This is a genomic window from Agrobacterium sp. LY4, from assembly GCF_001526585.1.
GTDB lineage: Bacteria > Pseudomonadota > Alphaproteobacteria > Rhizobiales > Rhizobiaceae > Agrobacterium > Agrobacterium leguminum.
In genome coordinates, this window is the sequence record NZ_ASYA01000055.1 from 96,831 (window position 1) to 116,203 (window position 19,373).

A 19,373-nucleotide genomic window follows, 5' to 3' on the forward strand; every position below is an offset into this window, starting at 1 on the left:
CTGCATTGTCTCTATGTTACGTTGAAACACCGGCGGCTGAATTGTTTGTGCAGGCTATGCGCCGCTTCTCCAGGCCTTGCATGTTTTCCCTGCACGCCGAAAAAATTCCCATTTCCTGCCTTTGTCTGGTCCACTTTGGGACGGACAAGAAACACAGGGTTAACGGTCGTGCGCAATGCACTTCGGCCCTGCCGTATCATTCGATACACCCCGCCTTGCGTCGCCTTTCAACGCCACCCGAAACAGCGCTGACAGACCGCAACCCGTGGCGCATTGACTGCAGACGCGCAGAGCATTCATTGCAGCGGTCAACGCGGTTTGAATGAGGCGGTGGACGTGGAATCATTTTATCTTCTGTTGCTGGTCGCAACTGTTCTCGTTCTCGTCGCCGCCTTTTCCAGCCTCATCGCCTTCCGCTTCGGCGCGCCGCTCCTCCTGCTTTTCCTGATGATCGGCCTTGTGGCTGGTGTGGATGGCCTCGGTATCGAATTCACCAACAATCCGCTGGCCTATATGCTCGGCTCGCTGGTGCTTGCCGTCATCCTCTTCGATTCCGGGTTCGGCACGTCCATCCAGTCCTTCCGGCTTTCGGCGGCACCCGCCGTCGCTCTCGCTACAGTCGGCGTCATCCTCACATCCGTCTTTTTTGCGGGCGCGGCGGCCCTGCTGCTCGGGCTTTCGTGGCTTGAGGGCCTGCTGCTTGGCGCCATCGTCGCTTCCACGGATGCGGCGGCCGTGTTCTTCCTGCTGCGCATCGGCGGCATCCATATCCGCGATCAGGTGCGTTCGACGCTGGAAGTCGAATCCGGTACCAACGATCCGATGGCGATCTTCCTCACCATCGCCCTGGTCGAAATCATCGCCAAGGGCCAGGGGCTGGCCGGCATCGATAGCGGCTTTCTGCTGCTTTTCATCGAGCAGATGGGCCTTGGCGTGATTTTCGGCCTGCTCGGCGGCGTCATGATCGCCACCGTCGTCAATCGGTTCGCCGCCGACCGCGGGCTTGCGCCAATCTTCGTGCTGGCGCTGGCGCTGCTGGTCTTTTCCTTCACCGGCACAATTGGCGGCAGCGGTTTTCTGGCGGTCTATGTGGCTGGCATCGTTGCCGGCAACCGGCGGATTTTCGCCAAGGAAACCATCCGCCGTTTCCATGAGGGGCTGACCTGGCTTGCCCAGATCATCATGTTCCTGATGCTCGGCCTTCTGGCCACCCCGTCGCAATTTCCGGCAATCGCCATTCCGGCCGTGCTGCTCGCGCTTTTCCTGATCTTCGTCGCCCGCCCGCTTGCGGTCTGGCTGAGCCTGATGCCCTTCAACTATACCCAGCAGGAAACCTCCTTCGTCGCCTGGGTGGGCCTGCGCGGCGCGGTTTCCATCCTGCTCGCCATCATGCCCATTCTCGGCGGACTTGACGATGCGCAGATCTATTTCAACGCCGCCTTCATCACGTGCTGGTGTCGCTCCTCGTGCAGGGCTGGACCATCAAGCCGGTGGCAACAAGGCTCGGGCTGATCGTGCCGCCGCGCATGGGCGAAGTGGACAAGCTGGAGGTGGACCTTCCCGGCACCGCCAATCACGAACTGATCTCCTACCGGGTCGCCAAGGGTAGCGCCATCATGCAGGGCGAGCGCATTCCGCGCTGGGCCATGCCCTCGCTGGTGGTGCGCGACGGCAAATCGATCCGCTATCAATATGCCGGGCGGCTGCGGGAGAACGATCTCGTCTATCTCTTCATCGCGCCCGGCTATTCCCGCCTTATCGACCGGCTGTTTGCGAGCGCCCTGCCGGTTGCCGATGACGACGCCGATTTCTTCGGCACCTTCGCGATCTCGCCCACCCGTCCGGCAAAGGAGCTGGACGCAGCCTATGGCCCCGGCCTGCTTTCGCCCGCCGAACAGGCGATGAGCGTCGCAGAACTCATCGAGGCCCGTCTTGCCGGAAAGGCCGATTATGCCGACCGCGTGCGCCTCGGCTCCATCGTGCTGATCGTCCGCACATTGGACGAACACGAGGCGATAACCGGTGTGGGCATCTCCCTCGAACCGGTGGAACCGGCCACCAGCCTGCCGATCTTCATCAGCTTTTCGGAAATCCTCAATCGTGTGCGCAACCATCTGGCAGAGAAGCGCCAGCCGCGCGCCGCCAGCGTTGAAGAAGGCGCCCCCGCCGCTGCGAATACAGTAAGAGAAAATGAGGCCTGACCGGCTTGCGTCGTCAATCAGGCATAGTATGGTCCGTGCCGAACTCGCAACAAATCAGGATCGACCTATGCCCGCTTTCAAGACCCTCGACGACCTCAACGACATTGCCGGAAAGCGCGTTCTCGTCCGCGTTGATCTCAACGTGCCGGTCGCAGATGGCAAGGTGACGGACGCAACCCGTATCGAACGCGTTGCGCCGACCATTCTGGAACTGTCCTCCAAGGGCGCGAAAGTCATTCTGCTTGCCCATTTCGGCCGTCCGAAGGGTGAACCGGTGGCCGACATGTCGCTTTCCCAGATCGTGCCTGCCGTCGAGGAAGTGCTCGATCACGCCGTTTCCTTCGCAGCCGACTGCATCGGCGCACCGGCGGCGGATGCCGTCGCGAACCTGAACGATGGCGATATCCTGCTTCTGGAAAACACCCGTTTCCACAAGGGCGAAGAAAAGAACGATCCGGCCTTCGTCGAAGCTCTGGCTGCCAATGGCGATATCTATGTGAACGACGCCTTCTCCGCCGCCCACCGCGCCCACGCTTCCACCGAAGGCCTTGCACGCCACCTGCCCGCCTATGCCGGCCGCACCATGCAGGCCGAGCTTGAGGCCCTGGAAAAGGGCCTCGGCCAGCCAGTTCGTCCGGTCGTCGCCATCGTTGGCGGCGCCAAGGTTTCGAGCAAGATCGATCTGCTGATGAACCTCGTCAAGAAGGTCGACGCCCTCGTCATCGGCGGCGGCATGGCCAACACCTTCCTCGCCGCCCGCGGCGCGCAGGTCGGCAAATCGCTGTGCGAGCATGATCTCGCCGAGACCGCAAAGCAGATCATGATCGAGGCTGCGACATCCGGCTGCGCCATCGTGCTGCCGGAGGACGGCGTTGTCGCTCGCGAATTCAAGGCCGGTGCCGCCAATGAAATCGTCGACATCAACGCCATTCCCACTGATGCCATGGTTCTCGATGTCGGCCCAAAATCGGTTGAAAGCATCAAGGCCTGGATTTCCCGCGCCGAAACGCTGGTCTGGAACGGCCCGCTCGGCGCCTTCGAAATCGAGCCCTTCGACGCGGCGACCGTTGCCGCTGCAAAACACGCGGCGGAATGCACCAAGGCCGGCAAGCTCGTCTCCGTCGCTGGCGGCGGCGATACCGTTGCCGCGCTCAACCATGCCGGCGTTTCCGAGGATTTCTCCTATGTTTCGACGGCCGGCGGCGCCTTCCTCGAATGGATGGAAGGCAAGGAATTGCCGGGCGTTGCCATCCTGACCGCCGCCAAGTAAACTCACCCTACTTGCCTGACACGAGGCCGGACAAGCCATGCTTGTCCGGCCTTGCTTTTTGGTAAGCGGCACCGGGAGGAAAACTTTCAAACGATTGAAATCATTTCAATCGTTTCAATGAGTTAGCGTGCCATTTCCCTGCCCTGGAACTTCTGTTATCGGAAATTTATTGTGCCTTGGGAGAATAGCAAATGACCGAACGTCTCGAAGACATCGCAATCAAAATGGTCGCCGACGGCAAGGGCCTGCTCGCCGCCGACGAATCCACAGGAACGATCAAAAAGCGTTTCGACAGCATCAATCTGGAGTCCACCGAGACCGCCCGCCGCGATTATCGCGAGATGCTGTTCCGTTCCGACGACGCCATGAAGAAATACATCTCCGGCGTCATCCTTTATGAAGAGACCCTTTTCCAGAAGGCCGCCGACGGCACGCCTTTCGTTGATATCATCAAGGCCGCTGGCAGCCTGCCGGGTATCAAGGTGGATATCGGCGCCAAGCCGATGGCTTTCCATCCGCATGAATTCATCACCGAAGGCCTCGACGGTCTTTACGAGCGCCTGCGCAAGTATCATGAGGCCGGTGCCCGTTTCGCCAAATGGCGCGGCGTCATCACCATTGGTGAACAGCGTCCGAGCTGGGGTTCGATCAAGGCAAACTCCCAGTCGCTCGCCCGTTACGCCGCCCTCTGCCAGCAGGCGGATATCGTGCCGATCGTGGAGCCGGAAGTGCTGATGGACGGCGAGCCGGGCACGCATGACATCGACCGCTGTGCGGAAGTCACGCAGTGGGTTCTCCAGACCGTCTTTGCGGACCTGTTCGACGCCCGCGTGAACCTTGAAGGCATGATCCTCAAGCCGAACATGATCATCGACGGCAAGAAGGCCCGCAAGGCTTCCGTCGAGGAAGTGGCCGAAAAGACCGTGAAGGTTCTGAAGGCGACCGTGCCTTCCGCCGTTCCGGGCATCGCCTTCCTTTCCGGCGGCCAGTCCTCCGAAGAGGCGACCGCCCATCTCTCCGCCATGAATGCCGGCTACGACCTGCCCTGGTCGCTGACCTATTCCTACGGCCGCGCGCTTCAGGATACGGCCCTCAAGACATGGGGCGGCAAGCAGGAAAACGTCGCCGCCGGCCAGCGCGCCTTCACGCACCGCGCCGCGATGAACAGCCTCGCCGCCAAGGGCAACTGGAAACAGGAACTCGAAAAGGCAGCCTGAGCCTCACAGAGAACATCAGATAAACAGCAGCCGCCCCAACGGGCGGCTGCTTCGTTTGATAAAGCAAGATCATCATCCGTATTCCGTCACCCGGACCAATCGTCTTTCATTTTACCTGACTGATAATTCTCAACCGTTTTGATTGTGCATCGCTACCTGCGTGGAAGCATGTCCACCATGGGCAGCCTTATCCGCTCAAGTCGTGCGACCTGACGACTTTATGACCGTCATTGCCGCAATAGACTGTGGATGCCCTCCCCGACTTCTCCAGCGCATAGCGCCAGACCATCCGGATCGCCCGGCATCATAAGCGCTTTCGTCTCGACGGGCTTCCGAAAAGCCCCGGAAATTGCTGCGCGCTCGTTACATCACAGATAAATTTCAATCAATTACAGTAGATCCACTATGTGGACCTATAAACATGCGATGAAAACCGCGCAATACTGCATTTATACAGTTGATTTTGGCACTTTTCCTGTGTATCCCGAATGCATAGTTTTTTAACGGTCCATATTGTGGAGGCAATATACCGCTAGTTTCAGGCTTTTGGAGGGGTCTGGCCGGTCTGGCAATGACAGATATATCCTGATGCGTCGGTCATGATATTGGCCTCGGCGCGGATAATTCTCTTTGTCTGCCGCAGTCCGTTGCGAAGGTTGTTCTGTGGGAGAGGAGGCCCCGATGACCATGACCGCAAACGCGAATGACGACGTATTTGTACTCGATGGAGAGCTTTTGCATACCGGGCCGGTAACAGGCTCGTGGTTCATGCGACCCATCGAGGCCGTGGCGGCGGTGCTGCTGGCGGTGATGATCGGCCTGCTTCTGCTGGGCGTGACATCGCGCTATGCCCTGCATTTGCCAATCGTCTGGATCGATGAAACGGCGTCGTTGAGCTTCCTTTGGTTTGCCATGCTGGGTGCGGCAATTGCCATCGATCGCAGCGAACACCTGCGCCTGACGCTGTTTCTCAACATGTTTCCGCAGCGTATTCTGGGCTATGTCAATTCGCTCGCTTTGGTGCTGGTGGCGACATTTCTTGCGGCGATTATCAAGCCGGCGATAGAATATGCCATCGAGGAATGGGTCGTCACCTCGGCGGCGCTGAATATTCCGATGTCCTTCCGCGCCGCGGCGCTGCCGGTTGGCGCCTGTCTAATGCTGCTGCTGGTCCTCAACAACCTCTTCCGCAGAGAAAATCTGCGGGACATCATCGCAGCCGTTGTCACCGTCGCGGTCGCCTCCGGCCTGCTCTATCTGGCATCGCCGACGCTCGAAACTTTCGGCAATTTCAATCTGGCGATCTTCCTCGGCCTGTTCGTGGCGGTGTTTCTGGTGCTGGGCGTACCGATTGCCTTCTGTTTCGGCCTTGGAACCCTCGCCTACCTGACCTTTACCACCTGGGTTCCGACCATCGTGATGATCGGACGCATTGACGAGGGCATGTCGGGCATCATTCTGCTGTCGGTTCCGGTTTTCGTGCTGCTGGGCTGTGTGCTCGATGCCACCGGCATGGGCAAGGCGATTGTCGAACTGCTATCCTCGATGTTCGGCCATATTCGCGCCGGCATGTCCTATGTGCTGCTGGGCTCGCTATTTCTGGTCTCGGGTATTTCCGGCTCCAAGGTTTCGGATATGGCGACGGTTGCACCGGCGCTGTTTCCGGAAATGAAGCGCCGTGGCCACAAACCCAAGGAAATGATTGCGCTGCTCGCCACCGGCGCCGCTATGGCCGATACGGTTCCGCCCTCCATCGTGCTGATCGTTCTCGGTTCGGCGGCGGGCGTGTCGATTGCCGGCCTGTTCACTTCCGGCTTCATGATCGCCATGGTGCTGCTTCTGGTGCTGGCCGTTCTGGCCCGCTGGAAGGCGCGGCATGAAAACATGGAAGGCGCAAAACGCACCCCGTGGCCGCTGGTCGGCAAGGCGGCCCTGATTGCAGCACCGGCGCTGGTTCTGCCCTTCCTCATCCGCAGCCTCGTCGGCGGCGGCGTGGCGACGGCAACCGAGGTTTCCACCATTGCCGTGCTCTATGCGATGATTATCGGTGCGGTGCTTTATGGCGGTATCAGCCTCAAAAAGCTCTATTCCATGCTGGTGGAGACGGCCGCCCTTTCCGGGGCGATCCTGCTGATCCTCGGCTGCGCCTCGGCCATGGCCTGGGGGTTGACGCAGAGCGGCTTTGCCTTTCAGTTGACCGCGATGATCACCGATCTGCCGGGCGGCTGGATGACCTATATGGTCGTGTCGATCCTGATTTTCATGATCCTCGGCTGCGTGCTGGAAGGCCTGCCGGCAATCGTATTGCTCGCACCGATCATGTTCCCCATTGCCCGCACGCTTGGCATCAACGACATCCATTATTCGATGGTGGTGGTGGTCGCCATGAATATCGGCCTGATGGCGCCGCCCATCGGCATCGGTTTCTATATCGCCTGCAAGATAGGCAATGTTTCGCCTGATGAGGCCATGGGCGCCATCTGGCCCTATCTCGCAGCCATGGTCATAGGTCTGCTGCTGATTGCGGCAATTCCGGGCTTCTCGACAATTCTGCTCTGAGACCGTGGCGGGTCCACCCGCCACGCCGATGAATGACACATGCTTTTATTTTGGGAGGAGAAAGCAATGAATATCAACAGACGTACCGTGTTGGCCGGCGCCGGTTCTGCCGTTCTTGCCACCGCTTTTGTGTCGCGCGCCCGCGCTGCGCAATTCAATTATAAATATGCCAACAACCTGCCTGCCGCGCACCCCATGAACATCCGCGCCAAGGAAGCGGCTGACCGTATCGCCAAGGAAACCGACGGCCAGGTGAATATCAACATCTTCCCCAGCAGCCAGTTGGGTGCCGATACCGATGTGTTGAGTCAGGTACGCTCGGGCGGCGTTGAATTCTTTACGCTTTCGCCACTGATCCTGTCGACGCTGGTGCCGAATGCATCCATCAGCGGCATCGGCTTCGCCTTCCCGAACTACGATTCGGTTTGGGCGGCCATGGATGGCGATCTCGGCAAATATGTGCGCGGCGAAATCGCCAAGCAGAACCTCGTTGCCATGGACACCATCTGGGATAACGGTTTCCGCCAGATCACCAGCGCTTCGAAGCCCATCGCCACGCCGGCCGATCTCGAAAGCTTCAAGATCCGCGTGCCGGTAAGCCCGCTCTGGACCTCGATGTTCAAGGCCTTCAAGTCGGCCCCTGCCTCGATCAATTTCGCTGAAGTCTACACCGCCTTGCAGACCGGCGTTGTCGATGGCCAGGAAAACCCGCTGGCGATCATTTCCACCGCCAAGCTGTTCGAAGTGCAGAAATTCTGCTCGGTCACCAACCATATGTGGGACGGCTTCTGGTTCCTGGCGAACAAGCGCGCCTGGGAGCGCCTGCCGGATGACCTGCGCGCCATCGTTGCCAAAAACCTCAATCAGGCCGGCAAGGACGAGCGGGCCGATGTGGCGAAACTCAATGCCTCGGTGAAGGAAGACCTGATTGCCAAGGGCATGACCTTCAACGATACCGACGCCTCACTCTTCCGTGCAACCCTCAAGGAAGCCGGTTTCTATTCCGAATGGAAGGGCAAATATGGCGATGAAGCCTGGGCCATTCTCGAAAAGGCCGTTGGCGCCAGCCTGACCTGATCGGTCCGCTGAATAACTGGCCCCGCATCAGGCGGGGCCGACCCGACTATTTCTGACGATTGTAATGGAGACTGTTTTGACAGGTCGCCTGACGGGAAAACGCGCCATTGTTTTTGGCGCAGGATCATCTGGTCCGGGTTTCGGCAATGGCAAGGCTGCGGCCGTGCAATTTGCCCGCGAAGGCGCACGCGTGGCCTGTGTCGACCTCTCCGCTGATGCGGCCGAGGAAACCGCGCAGATCATTCGCGGCGAAGGTTTCGAGGCGATTGCGATTGCTGCCGATGTCACGGAACTCGATTCCGTATCGGCCACGGTTGCGCGGACCTGCGAGGTCTTCGGCGGCATCGATATCCTGCACAACAATGTCGGCGCGACCCATATGGGCGGCCCGGTCGAGCTGGACGAGGAACGTTTTCGAGCCTCGGTCGATCTCAATATCGGCTCCGTTTATCGCACCGCCAAGGCGGTGCTGCCGGTGATGCTGGTGCAGGGCGGCGGGGCCATCGTCAACATCTCCTCGCTCGCCTCCATTCGCTGGACCGGCTATCCCTATTTTGCCTATTACGCCATGAAAGCCGCCGTAAACCAGGCAACCGTGGCGCTGGCCATGCAATATGCCCGCCAGGGCATTCGCGCCAATTGCGTTCTGCCCGGAATGATCGACACGCCGCTGATCTACAAGCAGATCAGCAATCAATATGCCTCCGTCGAGGATATGGTGGCAGCGCGCAATGCCGCGGTCCCGGTCGGCCGCATGGGCGATGCCTTCGATATCGCCCGCGCGGCAGTCTTTCTGGCATCCGATGAAGCCAAGTTCATCACCGGCATCTGCCTGCCGGTCGATGGCGGGCAAAGCTGTGCGGTGGGAGCGTTTTCCTGATATGGCCACGATGATCCCGACGGAAAACGACCTGACAGGCGCGCGCGCGGTAGACCGGGCGCTGGGGCTTCTATCGATGGTGGGGCGTCATGCCGAACGCGGTGTGGCGCTTTCGGTCATCGTCACCGAAAGCGGGCTGAACAAGCCCACGGCCCGCCGCCTGCTGCTGGCGCTGATCCGCGCAGGCCTGGTGGAGCAGGATGAGGAAACGCGCCGTTATTATCTGGGCGAGGAAGCCTATGTGCTGGGCAGCCTGTCATCGCGCCGTTTCGGCTTGCTGCAGATGGCCCAGGACAGTCTGACGCGCATTTCCCGCCGCACAGAAGATTCGAGCTTCCTTTCCGTGCGTCGCGATACGTTTGCACTGTGCCTCTATCGCGAAGAAGGCACCTGGCCGGTGCGCACCCACGCGCTTCAGGCCGGTTTCGAGCACCCGCTGGGTATTGGCGCGGGATCGCTCGCCATGCTGGCGGCGCTGCCCGATGCCGAGGTGGAAAGCGTCATTGCCGCCAATAGCGGGCTGATTGCCGCGAACTATCCCGGCATCACGCTGGATGGACTGCGCCGCGATGTCGAATTGACGCGAACCAATGGTTATTCGCTCAATCCGGGTCTGATCCTCTCGAATTCCTGGGGTATCGGCGTTGCCATCCGAACACCGGATGGCGCGGTGGCGGGGGCGTTGAGCATTGCCGCCGTCGACAGCCGCATGCGGCCGGAGCGCCAGCCGGAACTGGCGGCGGTGCTGCGCGAGGAAGTGACCCGCATCGAGACACGCATTGCGGAAATGATGGCCAGCCGCGCCCGCACGCGCGGCGAAGGCGACGCGAAACGGCAAACAAGGAGAACGAGCAAATGAGCAAAGCGCAGATCGTCGGCTGGGCGCATTCGCCTTTCGGCAAATCGGCCCTTGAAAATACCGAGCAACTGATGGCTTCGGTCGTGGCGCCGGCCATCGATCATGCCGGCGTCGATGTCGGCGATATAGACGGCATTTTCGTCGGCGTGATGAATAACGGTTTCTCGAAACAGGATTTCCAGGGCGCGCTGGTGGCCATGGGCGATGAGCGCCTCGCCTATACGCCCGCCGTGCGTTTCGAGAATGCCTGCTCGACGGGATCGGCCGCCCTTTACAGCGCCATGGATTTCATCGAGGCCGGGCGTGGACGCATCGCGCTCGTTGTCGGCGCCGAAAAAATGACGGCGCTGCCAACCGCCGAGGTGGGTGAAATCCTGCTATCCGCCTGCTACCGTGCTGAGGAAGCCGATATTTCCGGCGGCTTTGCCGGCCAGTTCGGACGCATAGCACAGGCCTATTTCCAGCGCTATGGCGATCGCTCGGAAGAACTGGCGATGATCGCCGCCAAGAACCACGCCAATGGCGCGGTCAATCCCTATGCCCATATGCGCAAGGATTTCGGCTTCGATTTCTGCAACACGGTATCGGAGAAGAACCCATACGTCGCAGGCCCGTTGCGCCGCACCGACTGCTCGCTGATTTCCGATGGCGCCGCCGCCATCATTCTGGCCGATGAGGAAACTGCAGCGACACTCAACCGGGCCATCGGTTTCAGGGGCCGCAAGCATGTCAATGACATTCTGGCGCTCAGCCGCCGCGATCCGCTGGCCTTCGAGGGCGCGCGCCGCGCCTGGGCAGGTTCGCTGGAACTCGCCGGGGCGACGCTCGACGACCTCTCCTTCGTCGAAACCCATGATTGCTTCACCATTGCCGAACTCATCGAATATGAGGCCATGGGATTGGCAAAGCCCGGTGAAGGTCATCGGGTGGTGCGCGAAGGCACGGCCCTGAAAACCGGTCGCCTGCCGATCAACCCCTCCGGCGGGCTGAAATCCAAGGGGCATCCGGTCGGAGCAACCGGGGTCTCCATGCATGTCATGGCGGCGATGCAATTGATGGGTGAAGCGGGCGACATGCAGATCCCCGGCGCCTCGCTCGCCGGTGTTTTCAACATGGGGGGAACTGCGGTTGCCAACTATGTCTCGATCATGGAGCGCGTGAAATGACGATACAAAGCGCCGTGCAGCATCCTCCCGGCGGAGTTGCGCCTTCCACCACGCGGGTGATGAATCTCTCGCATTTCCTGACCCAGGCAGCGCGCCGCAACCCCGCCGACATCGGCTTCGTATGGGGTGAGAAGACCTGGACATGGGCTGAAATGGACGCCCGCGTCGATGCCATGGCGCAGGCGCTGGTAACGGAATTCGGCGTCAGGAAAGGTGACCGCATTCTGGTGCAGTCTTCCAACAACAACCAGATGTTCGAATCCATGTTCGCCTGCTTCCGCGTAGGCGCGGTGTGGGTGCCGACCAATTATCGCCAGTCGCCCGATGAGGTGGCCTATCTGGCGAAAGCCAGCGGCGCACGCGGCATGATCTGCGCGAGCGCTTTTCCCGAGCATGCAAGGGCCAGCCGGGAAGCGACCGCGATCGATTTCACCGTCGCCATCGGCACGGCCGAATTCGGCGAGGACTACGATACCATCGTGGCCCGTCATCTGGGCCAGAAAGTCAAAAGCCAGGCGGTGGATCGGGACGATCCCTGCTGGTTCTTCTTCACCTCCGGCACCACCGGTCGGCCCAAGGCGGCGGTGCTGACCCATGGCCAGATGGCTTTCGTCATCACCAACCATCTTTGCGATCTGATGCCCGGCACCGGACCAGGCGACGCTTCCATCGTCGTTGCGCCGCTTTCGCATGGCGCGGGTATTCACCAGCTGGTGCAGGTGGCGCATGGGGCAAAAACGGTGCTTCCGGCTGCGGAAAAACTCGATGTGCCTGCGGTGTGGGCGCTGATCGAGAAATGGCGCATCACCAATGCCTTTACCGTGCCGACCATTCTGAAAATGCTGATCGAAGACCCTTCCGTGGATCGTTTCGATCATTCCTCGCTGCGCTACGTCATCTATGCCGGTGCGCCCATGTATCGCGCCGATCAGAAACGGGCGCTCGCCAAGCTCGGCCCGGTGCTGGTGCAATATTTCGGCCTCGGCGAAGTGACCGGCAACATCACCGTGCTGCCGCCTTCCTTCCACGCCGCCGAGGACGGCCCGGAGGCGCGGATCGGCACCTGCGGCTTCGATCGCACCGGCATGGAAGTGCAAATCCAGAACGATGCGGGCGAGGAGCTTCAGGCCGGTGAAACCGGCGAGATCTGCGTGATCGGTCCTGCTGTTTTCGCGGGTTATTACGATAATCCCGATGCCAATGCCAAAGCCTTCCGCAACGGCTGGTTCCGCACCGGCGATCTTGGTCACCGCGACGAGAACGGTTTCGTCTACATCACCGGCCGCGCCTCCGACATGTATATTTCCGGCGGCTCGAACATCTATCCGCGTGAGATCGAGGAGAAAATCCTCATGCACCCGGATATCAGCGAGACAGCGGTTCTGGGCGTGCCGGATGCGGTTTGGGGCGAGGTCGGCGTCGCCGTCTGCGTGGCGCGGGAGGGCGCGGATATCGCCGGCATCGACCTGAAAGCCTATCTCGACGGTAAGATGGCCCGCTACAAGTTGCCGAAAGCCGTTGTGTTTTGGGATGCCATGCCGAAATCCGCCTATGGCAAGATCACCAAGAAGATGATCCGCGAGGAGCTGGAAAAGCGCGGCCAGATGCCGGTTTTCGAGGAAAAACTGACCGGCTGAAGGCCGTAACGCATAACCGGGAGGAGACGGTATGACACAGCAGACGAGAGAGATAAAAGGCGCTGTCGCCATCACCGGCGGCGCATCGGGTATCGGCTTTTCCACGGCGCAGCTGTTAATGGCGCGCGGCTGGCAGCCATGGCTTTTGGACCTCAAGCGTGAGGCGCTGGATGCGGCCTGTGAAAAACTCGGCATCGATGCCTCGCGCGGCATCGTCTGCAACGTGGCGAATGAGGCGTCGATAGAAGAGGCTTTCGCCGCCTTGACGGCAGGCGGCGCCGATCATGCCGTTGATCTGGTGGCCGTCGTCAACAGCGCCGGCATCGGCATCGACAAGCTTTCCGTCGATACCAGCGTGGAAGAATTCCGTCGCATCGTTGACGTTAATCTCGTCGGCAGTTTCGCCGTGGCCCGCGCCGCCGCGCGTTACTGGCTGGACCGCGCAATTTCCGGTTCGATCGTCAATATCAGCTCGGTTTCCGGCATGTGCGGCAATCGCGGCCGCAGCGCCTATGGCGCTTCAAAAGGCGGCGTCAATCTTCTGACGATGGTTATGGCAAACGAGCTGGGGCAATCGGGCATTCGCGTCAATGCGATTGCGCCCGGCCCCGTCGATACCCCCCTCACCCAGGCGGTTCATACGGAGAATGTTCGCAACCAATGGCACAGCCGCGTTCCCATGCACCGCTATGGCAGGACGGACGAGATCGCCTCTGCCGTGGCTTTCCTTGTGTCGGACGACGCGAGCTACATCAACGGACAGGTGCTGGCCGTGGATGGCGGCTTCATTACCGCAGGGCTTGCAGTATGACGACAATGCCCCCGGAGGGGCTTTCGCGCAGCATCGTCCATCCGGGGCCGGCAACACCCGAACGCTTCCGCGTCGTCGGCTGCCACGCCCATCCGGTCACGCTGAATGCCAGACCCGGTGTCTGCGTCAACGAAGCGATTGCAGAGGCCTTTGTCGAACAGGGTTTCGATGGTGGTTATGTCAGACTGAAAAATGTGCCGATGAAGCGGTTGCACTATGTCATGCCCGCAGCCGCCCCCGATGATGCCCACGCCGCCTGGTATAGCGAAACATTCTCCATGCCGGGAGGCACGATCATCGATGCCGGCCTGCATATGGGGCGACGCGACGGTCAGCCGTTCCTGCACTGCCATGGTTCGTGGGAAAGTGCCGAAGGCGTTCTATCCATGGGGCACCTGCTGCCTTTGGAGTCTGAATTTTCCGGGGAAACGCCGCTCGAGGCGCTGGCGCTGGATGGCGCAATTCTGGACGTGCAGAAGGATGAGGAAACCAATTTCCCCCTCTTCACGCCCATCACGCAGCCGCGCAACCGGAAAGATGCGGGGCTCCGGGCGCTGTTGTGCACAGTGCGGCCCAATACCGATATCTGCACGGCGCTTGAAGCCGCCTGCAGACAGTTCGACCTGCGAGAGGCCGAGGTCAATGGTATCGGCAGCCTGATCGGTGCGGATTATGAAGACGGAACAAGCCTCACCGCCTATGCCAGCGAAATCCTCATCCGCAATGGCCGCATCCACCCCGCCGCCACGGGTGGCGAACGGGCAATGCTGGATATTGCGATGGTCGATCTTACCACGCAGATCAGCGGCGGGCGGCTGGTGCGCGGCAAAAACCCGGTCTGCGTGACTTTCGAGCTGCTTCTGACCGAAAGACAGGGGGCGGCCTCATGAGTTGCGCGGTGCAACTCCACCGCCCGCCTTACCGCACCTCACGCCACCTGCGGCTTTTCCGCAGGCAGCCATTCTTCCAGCGTCACCTCGAAGGTCATGCACACGGGGTTGGCGCCGGCGATGAAGGGACCGCCGTAAACCGCGCCATCGGTATCGGCGACAACGCCGGTCAGCGCGGCGCGCAGGGAACCATCCGGCTGGGCGCGTACCTCACCGGCAATCGAAACGATTTCAACGGCAGGACCGCTTATCTGCAAAAACGCGCCGCTGCGGGTGCCGAGACACGCATCCACCAGACTGCCCAGCGCGCCGCGCACGAAGGCGTTACGGAAACCTTCGGCCAGACACAGTTTCTCGACGCCGAGCACGAGGTCTTCATTGGGCGCGATGCGGGCATAGGCCACGCGGCCCATGGCGCCGGATTCGACAGTGTTATGCGTGTTCATCGGCGCGCTCCGTGCGGTTCCTGGGTTGAAGAAGGGGAATATTGGTTTCGGGATCGAAGGACTGCTGCAGCACGAAACTGTCGAGCGAGGTCACAAGGGCGGAAATGCCGCCTTCTCCGACGATACAGGATTCCGTCAGCAAATGGCCGCCTTTGACCGCACCCGCCGCAGTCCGCATGGCGGCATGGCAATGCACGATGGGCTTGCCCTTCATGCTCCGCCCCAGCGTCGCGTTGCCGAAAACCAGCCAGGCCGCCCCGGCATCGATGGGTTTCGTATAGGCGATGACCGCCCTGCCGGAAGGATCGGGTGGAGCCACGCAATAGGACAGGATGTCGAAATAACCGCCGAGAATGGTCAAAGAGGCATTTTCGATGCCGTTTTCGGCCAAAGACCGCACGATTCCATCATAGAGGCTACAGTCCGGCGCGATGAACAGCCGCATATGGCGCGCAGACGGCGAGCGCAGGCTGTTGATACGCACCGGCGAAGAAATACCGGGATGTATCAGCGTTCTCGGCCTTGGAAAATGCTGTTGCCGTGTGGGTGCCATGCCTGCTCCTCCCTGCTGCCTGTACCTTGCAGTACGGTACTCAAAGACCAGCCAAAGGTGCTTTCGAATGGCGCCGCCAAAGTGCCCTTCGGAAAACACTTCTTTCGCGAGCGGCCCCACGGACGGCAGATTTTTTTGCGATATGTTTCAGGGAGGCCGGCATGACGAAGCCGCTGGACAGAATTGACCGCAAAATATTGCGGGCCCTGCTGGAGAACGGCAGGCTGAGCAATACGGAACTATCGGAAAAGGTGGGGCTGTCGCCCAGCCCTTGCTGGCAGCGCGTCAAGCGGCTGGAAGACGAAGGGGTCATTCGCGGCTATACCGCCATTCTCGATCAGGCCCATCTGGGACTGGCCGAGACGGTGATCATCGAGGTCATGCTGGAACGTCACGACGATGAGGTTCTGGAACGTTTCGGTAAAGCCATGGCCGCTCTTCCCGAAGTGCTGGAAGCCTATCTGACAACCGGCGAATATGATTATCTCATCAAGGTGGCGGTGGCGGGAACCGCGGGCTACGAGCAGTTTCTGCGCCGCAAGCTTTACAAGATCGAGGGTGTGCGCCATTCCCGCTCCTGTTTCGCACTTAAATGCCTCAAGCACACATTGTCAGTCGTGCCCGATGCCGAGCCTCCGTCTGGTTGAATGGGCCTGATCGGGGACAGGAATGGTACGGTGGAGAGATTTTCGCACTTTGCCAGCTCTTGAAACCATTCCGACGGGCGGCTTTTTCGTTACGGACGCAGAAGCAGCGTCACCGACCAGATGACAAAGGCGGCAACCGCGATCTTCCAGCAATCGCCTCTTTTTTTCAGGCCCGGCAGACCAAGCGGCCGGATGATCTGGACCACCATGGCCAGCAGTAAAAAAAGGCCGATCGCCTTCGTCATTTATTGAGCCTTTTCTTTATTTCTGCATCGTCACAGGCTGGACATTTTTACCGTTCACCAGAAGAGTGCAACTCATTCGGGTAACGCCCGTCCTATGACCTGTCCGACCGTCCGTCCGAACGCATGAGAGTGTTTTCATGAGCAGAAATCTTCTACCCGTATTCGCTCTTTTATCCAGCACTCTGTTTCTTTTTCTCGGCAACGGCCTTCAGGGCCTCGTGCTGCCGGTGCGTGGTTCGGCGGAAGGTTACTCCAATGAAATTCTTGGTTTTCTGGGCACCTCCTGGGCGGCGGGATTCGTCGTCGGTTGCTTTGTCGCGCCTGCCATCGTGCGCCGCGCTGGCCATGTGCGGGCATTCGGGTCCTTCGTGGCGCTGGTGTGCCTGACGGTGCTGATGACCGGCCTCATCATCGACGACACCTCATGGATCGCGCTGCGCGCGCTTACCGGTTTCTGCACGGCCGGAACCTCGATGATCATCGAAAGCTGGCTGAACGAGCGCGCCACCAATGAAAGTCGTGGCATGATCTTCTCGCTTTATATCGCCATCACGCTGCTCGGCGTCGTGGCGGGGCAGATGATCGTGCCGATGGGCGATATCAGCAATACCTCGCTCTTCATGATCTGCGGCATCATCTATTGCATCGCCATTCTGCCGGCGACGCTTTCTAAAGCGGCGAGCCCACAGCCGTTGCAGAAGGTGAAGCTGGATCTGCCGGCCCTTTACCGCAACTCACCGGTTTCCTTCATCGGCATCCTGATGATCGGCATTGCCAACGGCGCTTACGGTACGCTCGGCGCCGTCTTCGGTGCGCGGGCAGGGCTGGACCCGACCATGATCGCCATCATGGTGTCCGTCACGATTTTCGTCGGTGCGCTGGCGCAATTTCCCGCAGGCCGGCTTTCAGACCGGATAGACCGCCGCTATGTGCTGGCCGGGCTGGCCGGGCTTGGCGCGGTCGCGGGCCTGGCTGTCGCGGTGGTCCAGCCGCATGATGTCTATGTGCTGATTTCCATGATCGCCATTTATGGCGCTGCCGCCAACGCCCTCTATCCCATCGCCGTGGCGCATGCCAACGACTTCGCCGCATCGGAAGACTTCGTCAAGGTTTCCGGTGGTCTGCTGCTGCTTTACGGCATCGGCACCATCATCGGCCCGACGCTCGGCGGCGCGATCATGACCCATTTCGGCCCCTATGCGCTGTTTCTGGTCACGGCTGTGGCGCATCTGCTCATCACCGCCTATGCCATCATCAGAAGCCGCCGGCGCGCTGCGCTTTCCACCGAGGAAAAAGACAATTTCTCGACGATGATGCCAACGACGCCCTCACCGCTCGTCACGCCGGAAAGTATTGCGCTTGACCCGCGCGCGCCGCAATATCCAGGCGACGATGGCGACTATGTGGAAAAAGGAGCAGGCATATGAGCCTCTTTGACGATGACCGTCCGCAAAAGCCGGCAGCGCATGAGATCGGTGGCGATCTCAGCCTTCTTTCCGTGGACGAGCTGAGCAGCCGTATCGATCTTCTGCAAGCCGAAATCACCCGACTCGAAGAGGAGAGGACACGGAAATCCGCCGGAAGGCAGGCGGCGGAAAATCTCTTCCGATCCTGATGCGCACTGCAGAATAGACACACGACTGCACTTCCGCTTCTGTAAGCTACGGCTCAGCCAGCGCCCGAAAATGAATATTACGGGGCAGTCTTTCGTTTACCATTAACCAAAAATTAAGCTTTCTGAGAGATTACTATACATGTCCAGTTCTTCTGGACCTCAGGCATCTTCTCCATACGGCGAATTGGTCTGATTTTTCTCCCTGTTTTACCTTGAGAGCCGCTTTCGCGGCTCTTTTTTTGCCGCTGGCCGGTTTCCGTAAAACTGTGGGTATTAACCCTTCTTTAATAATTGCCTTGCGCATTTCAGGTAAAGATACCATCCTGAAAACACTAAAGGCCGGAACAAAATATCCGGGTCGTCGTTGCCTGACAGTGTGGTGCGTGAGCAGGGATTTAAAGAAAATGTCGGAACAGGTTTTAAATACCATAAGCTTTGCGGGTCGCGCGGCTGCTTCCAACCAGTTCAAGACCCTCTATACCGAAGGCATGACCTTGGTTGAGGAAACGGCAAGTTATCTCGACGGCGCCGGCCGCGCCGCCTCCAAGGTGCTGCCGCGCATGGCCTCGGTGCTTTATGCGGCGGAATCGATGCGCCTCACCACCCGCCTGATGCAGATGGCCTCCTGGCTGCTTCTGCAGCGCGCCGTCAACAACGGCGAAATGACGCGCGATCAGGTTCTGAACGAAAAGAACAAGGTGCGACTCGACAGCTTCAACGTCGACCGCAACGCGCCCGGCTGGAACGACCTGCCGGAATCCTTCCGCGATCTCATCGAGCGCTCGCTGCGTCTCCAGAACCGCATCGCCCTGCTCGACCGCGAAATCTATCGCCCGTCCGAAGCCGCCAAGGTGCCGGACAATGAAAACAGCGTGCAGGCGCAGCTCAACCTTCTGCGCACGGCTTTCTCGATCAACTGAGAAAAGACGACCTTATCCGGACAATTTGAAAAGCAGGCTCACCGGCCTGCTTTTTTCTTTGCGTGCTACGCGGGCGCGAGCGCCATCGCCGAAAAATGGCAACAAAAAAGCCCGGCAAAACCGGGCTTTTTTTTTAAACGATCCGTCCGCAAGAGGATCAGAGGCCGAGGCCGCCGAAACGCTTGTTGAACTTGGAAACGCGACCACCGCGGTCCATAAGCTGCTGGTTGCCGCCCGTCCATGCCGGATGGGACTTGGGGTCGATTTCAAGGTTCATGACGGCGCCTTCCGAACCCCAGGTGGAGCGGGTTTCGTATTCGGTGCCATCGGTCATGACCACCTTGATCGTGTGATAATCGGGATGGATATCAGCCTTCATG

Annotated in this window: 18 protein-coding genes and 1 pseudogene; 15 read left to right on the forward strand and 4 right to left on the reverse strand. The window is 60.0% G+C overall.

Features of this window, described 5'->3' with window-relative positions; translation table 11 throughout:
* Positions 1–336 precede the first annotated feature (336 nt).
* From L904_RS26385 to L904_RS26435, 11 genes and pseudogenes are all read left to right on the forward strand, one after another.
* Positions 337–2,201 (forward strand): annotated as a pseudogene (locus tag L904_RS26385) (potassium/proton antiporter).
* A gap of 67 nt (positions 2,202–2,268) precedes the next feature.
* Positions 2,269–3,471, forward strand: coding sequence for a phosphoglycerate kinase (pgk, locus tag L904_RS26390; RefSeq protein ID WP_020812228.1), 1,203 nt, complete (start codon positions 2,269–2,271; stop codon positions 3,469–3,471).
* 191 nt (positions 3,472–3,662) lie between these two features.
* Positions 3,663–4,688: a class I fructose-bisphosphate aldolase gene (locus L904_RS26395; RefSeq protein WP_003523197.1), complete on the forward strand. Its 1,026-nt coding sequence runs from the start codon at positions 3,663–3,665 to the stop codon at positions 4,686–4,688.
* 681 nt (positions 4,689–5,369) lie between these two features.
* Positions 5,370–7,247, forward strand: coding sequence for a TRAP transporter large permease subunit (locus tag L904_RS26400; protein ID WP_020812229.1), 1,878 nt, complete (start codon positions 5,370–5,372; stop codon positions 7,245–7,247).
* A gap of 66 nt (positions 7,248–7,313) precedes the next feature.
* Complete coding sequence (locus L904_RS26405) at positions 7,314–8,324, forward strand: TRAP transporter substrate-binding protein (protein WP_003520342.1); 1,011 nt, start codon at positions 7,314–7,316, stop codon at positions 8,322–8,324.
* 76 nt (positions 8,325–8,400) lie between these two features.
* Positions 8,401–9,204: an SDR family NAD(P)-dependent oxidoreductase gene (locus tag L904_RS26410; protein ID WP_035260111.1), complete on the forward strand. Its 804-nt coding sequence runs from the start codon at positions 8,401–8,403 to the stop codon at positions 9,202–9,204.
* A 1-nt stretch (position 9,205) separates the two neighbouring features.
* Positions 9,206–10,063, forward strand: a complete 858-nt coding sequence (locus tag L904_RS26415) for an IclR family transcriptional regulator (RefSeq protein WP_020812231.1) — start codon at positions 9,206–9,208, stop codon at positions 10,061–10,063.
* The gene (locus L904_RS26420) at positions 10,060–11,229 is read left to right on the forward strand and encodes an acetyl-CoA acetyltransferase (RefSeq protein ID WP_020812232.1); all 1,170 of its coding nucleotides are present in this window, start codon (positions 10,060–10,062) and stop codon (positions 11,227–11,229) included. Before L904_RS26415 ends, L904_RS26420 begins: the two co-directional genes overlap by 4 nt.
* Positions 11,226–12,866: an acyl-CoA synthetase gene (locus L904_RS26425; protein ID WP_020812233.1), complete on the forward strand. Its 1,641-nt coding sequence runs from the start codon at positions 11,226–11,228 to the stop codon at positions 12,864–12,866. The genes L904_RS26420 and L904_RS26425 overlap by 4 nt, the downstream gene beginning before the upstream one ends.
* 31 nt (positions 12,867–12,897) lie before the next feature.
* Positions 12,898–13,677, forward strand: a complete 780-nt coding sequence (locus L904_RS26430; RefSeq protein ID WP_020812234.1) for an SDR family NAD(P)-dependent oxidoreductase — start codon at positions 12,898–12,900, stop codon at positions 13,675–13,677.
* On the forward strand, positions 13,674–14,567 hold the full coding sequence (locus L904_RS26435; RefSeq protein ID WP_059762470.1) for a PCC domain-containing protein: 894 nt from the start codon (positions 13,674–13,676) through the stop codon (positions 14,565–14,567). Before L904_RS26430 ends, L904_RS26435 begins: the two co-directional genes overlap by 4 nt.
* A gap of 38 nt (positions 14,568–14,605) precedes the next feature.
* Here L904_RS26435 and L904_RS26440 read toward each other — a convergent pair whose 3' ends face one another.
* Both L904_RS26440 and L904_RS26445 read right to left on the reverse strand, forming a co-directional pair.
* Positions 14,606–15,013 carry a PPC domain-containing DNA-binding protein gene (locus L904_RS26440; RefSeq protein WP_020812235.1) on the reverse strand — a complete coding sequence of 136 codons (408 nt, stop codon included), beginning with the start codon at positions 15,011–15,013 and terminating at the stop codon, positions 14,606–14,608.
* Positions 15,000–15,566, reverse strand: a complete 567-nt coding sequence (locus L904_RS26445) for a hypothetical protein (protein WP_020812236.1) — start codon at positions 15,564–15,566, stop codon at positions 15,000–15,002. The genes L904_RS26440 and L904_RS26445 overlap by 14 nt, the downstream gene beginning before the upstream one ends.
* 161 nt (positions 15,567–15,727) lie before the next feature.
* Here L904_RS26445 and L904_RS26450 point away from each other — a divergent pair, with 161 nt between their 5' ends.
* Entirely contained in the window at positions 15,728–16,213 is a 486-nt protein-coding gene (locus tag L904_RS26450; RefSeq protein ID WP_031234302.1) for an Lrp/AsnC family transcriptional regulator, read from the forward strand.
* A gap of 89 nt (positions 16,214–16,302) precedes the next feature.
* Here the strand turns inward: L904_RS26450 and L904_RS28280 are convergent, their stop codons facing one another.
* Positions 16,303–16,458 (reverse strand): hypothetical protein, encoded by a 156-nt coding sequence (locus tag L904_RS28280; RefSeq protein ID WP_003520354.1) that lies wholly within the window; start codon positions 16,456–16,458, stop codon positions 16,303–16,305.
* Positions 16,459–16,595: 137 nt separating this feature from the next.
* On the opposite strand from L904_RS28280, the gene L904_RS26455 reads away from it, so the two are divergent.
* From L904_RS26455 to L904_RS26465, 3 genes are all read left to right on the forward strand, one after another.
* Positions 16,596–17,885 (forward strand): MFS transporter, encoded by a 1,290-nt coding sequence (locus L904_RS26455; RefSeq protein ID WP_035262904.1) that lies wholly within the window; start codon positions 16,596–16,598, stop codon positions 17,883–17,885.
* A complete protein-coding gene (locus L904_RS26460; RefSeq protein ID WP_003506186.1) occupies positions 17,882–18,073 on the forward strand; it encodes a DUF1192 domain-containing protein in 192 nt (63 codons plus the stop codon). The genes L904_RS26455 and L904_RS26460 overlap by 4 nt, the downstream gene beginning before the upstream one ends.
* 404 nt (positions 18,074–18,477) lie before the next feature.
* Positions 18,478–18,993: a DUF1465 family protein gene (locus tag L904_RS26465; protein WP_035262902.1), complete on the forward strand. Its 516-nt coding sequence runs from the start codon at positions 18,478–18,480 to the stop codon at positions 18,991–18,993.
* A 157-nt stretch (positions 18,994–19,150) separates the two neighbouring features.
* Here the strand turns inward: L904_RS26465 and rpmE are convergent, their stop codons facing one another.
* Entirely contained in the window at positions 19,151–19,372 is a 222-nt protein-coding gene (rpmE, locus tag L904_RS26470; protein ID WP_003497640.1) for a 50S ribosomal protein L31, read from the reverse strand.
* Position 19,373 lies beyond the last annotated feature (1 nt).

Coding starts and splice junctions, on each gene's coding strand:
- pgk (WP_020812228.1), top strand. CDS start 2,269: ATGCCCGCTTTCAAGACCCTCGACGACCTCAACGACATTGCCGGAAAG.
- L904_RS26440 (WP_020812235.1), bottom strand. CDS start 15,013: ATGAACACGCATAACACTGTCGAATCCGGCGCCATGGGCCGCGTGGCC.
- L904_RS26405 (WP_003520342.1), top strand. CDS start 7,314: ATGAATATCAACAGACGTACCGTGTTGGCCGGCGCCGGTTCTGCCGTT.
- L904_RS26455 (WP_035262904.1), top strand. CDS start 16,596: ATGAGCAGAAATCTTCTACCCGTATTCGCTCTTTTATCCAGCACTCTG.
- L904_RS28280 (WP_003520354.1), bottom strand. CDS start 16,458: ATGACGAAGGCGATCGGCCTTTTTTTACTGCTGGCCATGGTGGTCCAG.
- L904_RS26400 (WP_020812229.1), top strand. CDS start 5,370: ATGACCATGACCGCAAACGCGAATGACGACGTATTTGTACTCGATGGA.
- L904_RS26450 (WP_031234302.1), top strand. CDS start 15,728: ATGACGAAGCCGCTGGACAGAATTGACCGCAAAATATTGCGGGCCCTG.
- L904_RS26395 (WP_003523197.1), top strand. CDS start 3,663: ATGACCGAACGTCTCGAAGACATCGCAATCAAAATGGTCGCCGACGGC.
- rpmE (WP_003497640.1), bottom strand. CDS start 19,372: ATGAAGGCTGATATCCATCCCGATTATCACACGATCAAGGTGGTCATG.
- L904_RS26415 (WP_020812231.1), top strand. CDS start 9,206: ATGGCCACGATGATCCCGACGGAAAACGACCTGACAGGCGCGCGCGCG.
- L904_RS26435 (WP_059762470.1), top strand. CDS start 13,674: ATGACGACAATGCCCCCGGAGGGGCTTTCGCGCAGCATCGTCCATCCG.
- L904_RS26460 (WP_003506186.1), top strand. CDS start 17,882: ATGAGCCTCTTTGACGATGACCGTCCGCAAAAGCCGGCAGCGCATGAG.
- L904_RS26420 (WP_020812232.1), top strand. CDS start 10,060: ATGAGCAAAGCGCAGATCGTCGGCTGGGCGCATTCGCCTTTCGGCAAA.
- L904_RS26425 (WP_020812233.1), top strand. CDS start 11,226: ATGACGATACAAAGCGCCGTGCAGCATCCTCCCGGCGGAGTTGCGCCT.
- L904_RS26445 (WP_020812236.1), bottom strand. CDS start 15,566: ATGGCACCCACACGGCAACAGCATTTTCCAAGGCCGAGAACGCTGATA.
- L904_RS26430 (WP_020812234.1), top strand. CDS start 12,898: ATGACACAGCAGACGAGAGAGATAAAAGGCGCTGTCGCCATCACCGGC.
- L904_RS26465 (WP_035262902.1), top strand. CDS start 18,478: ATGTCGGAACAGGTTTTAAATACCATAAGCTTTGCGGGTCGCGCGGCT.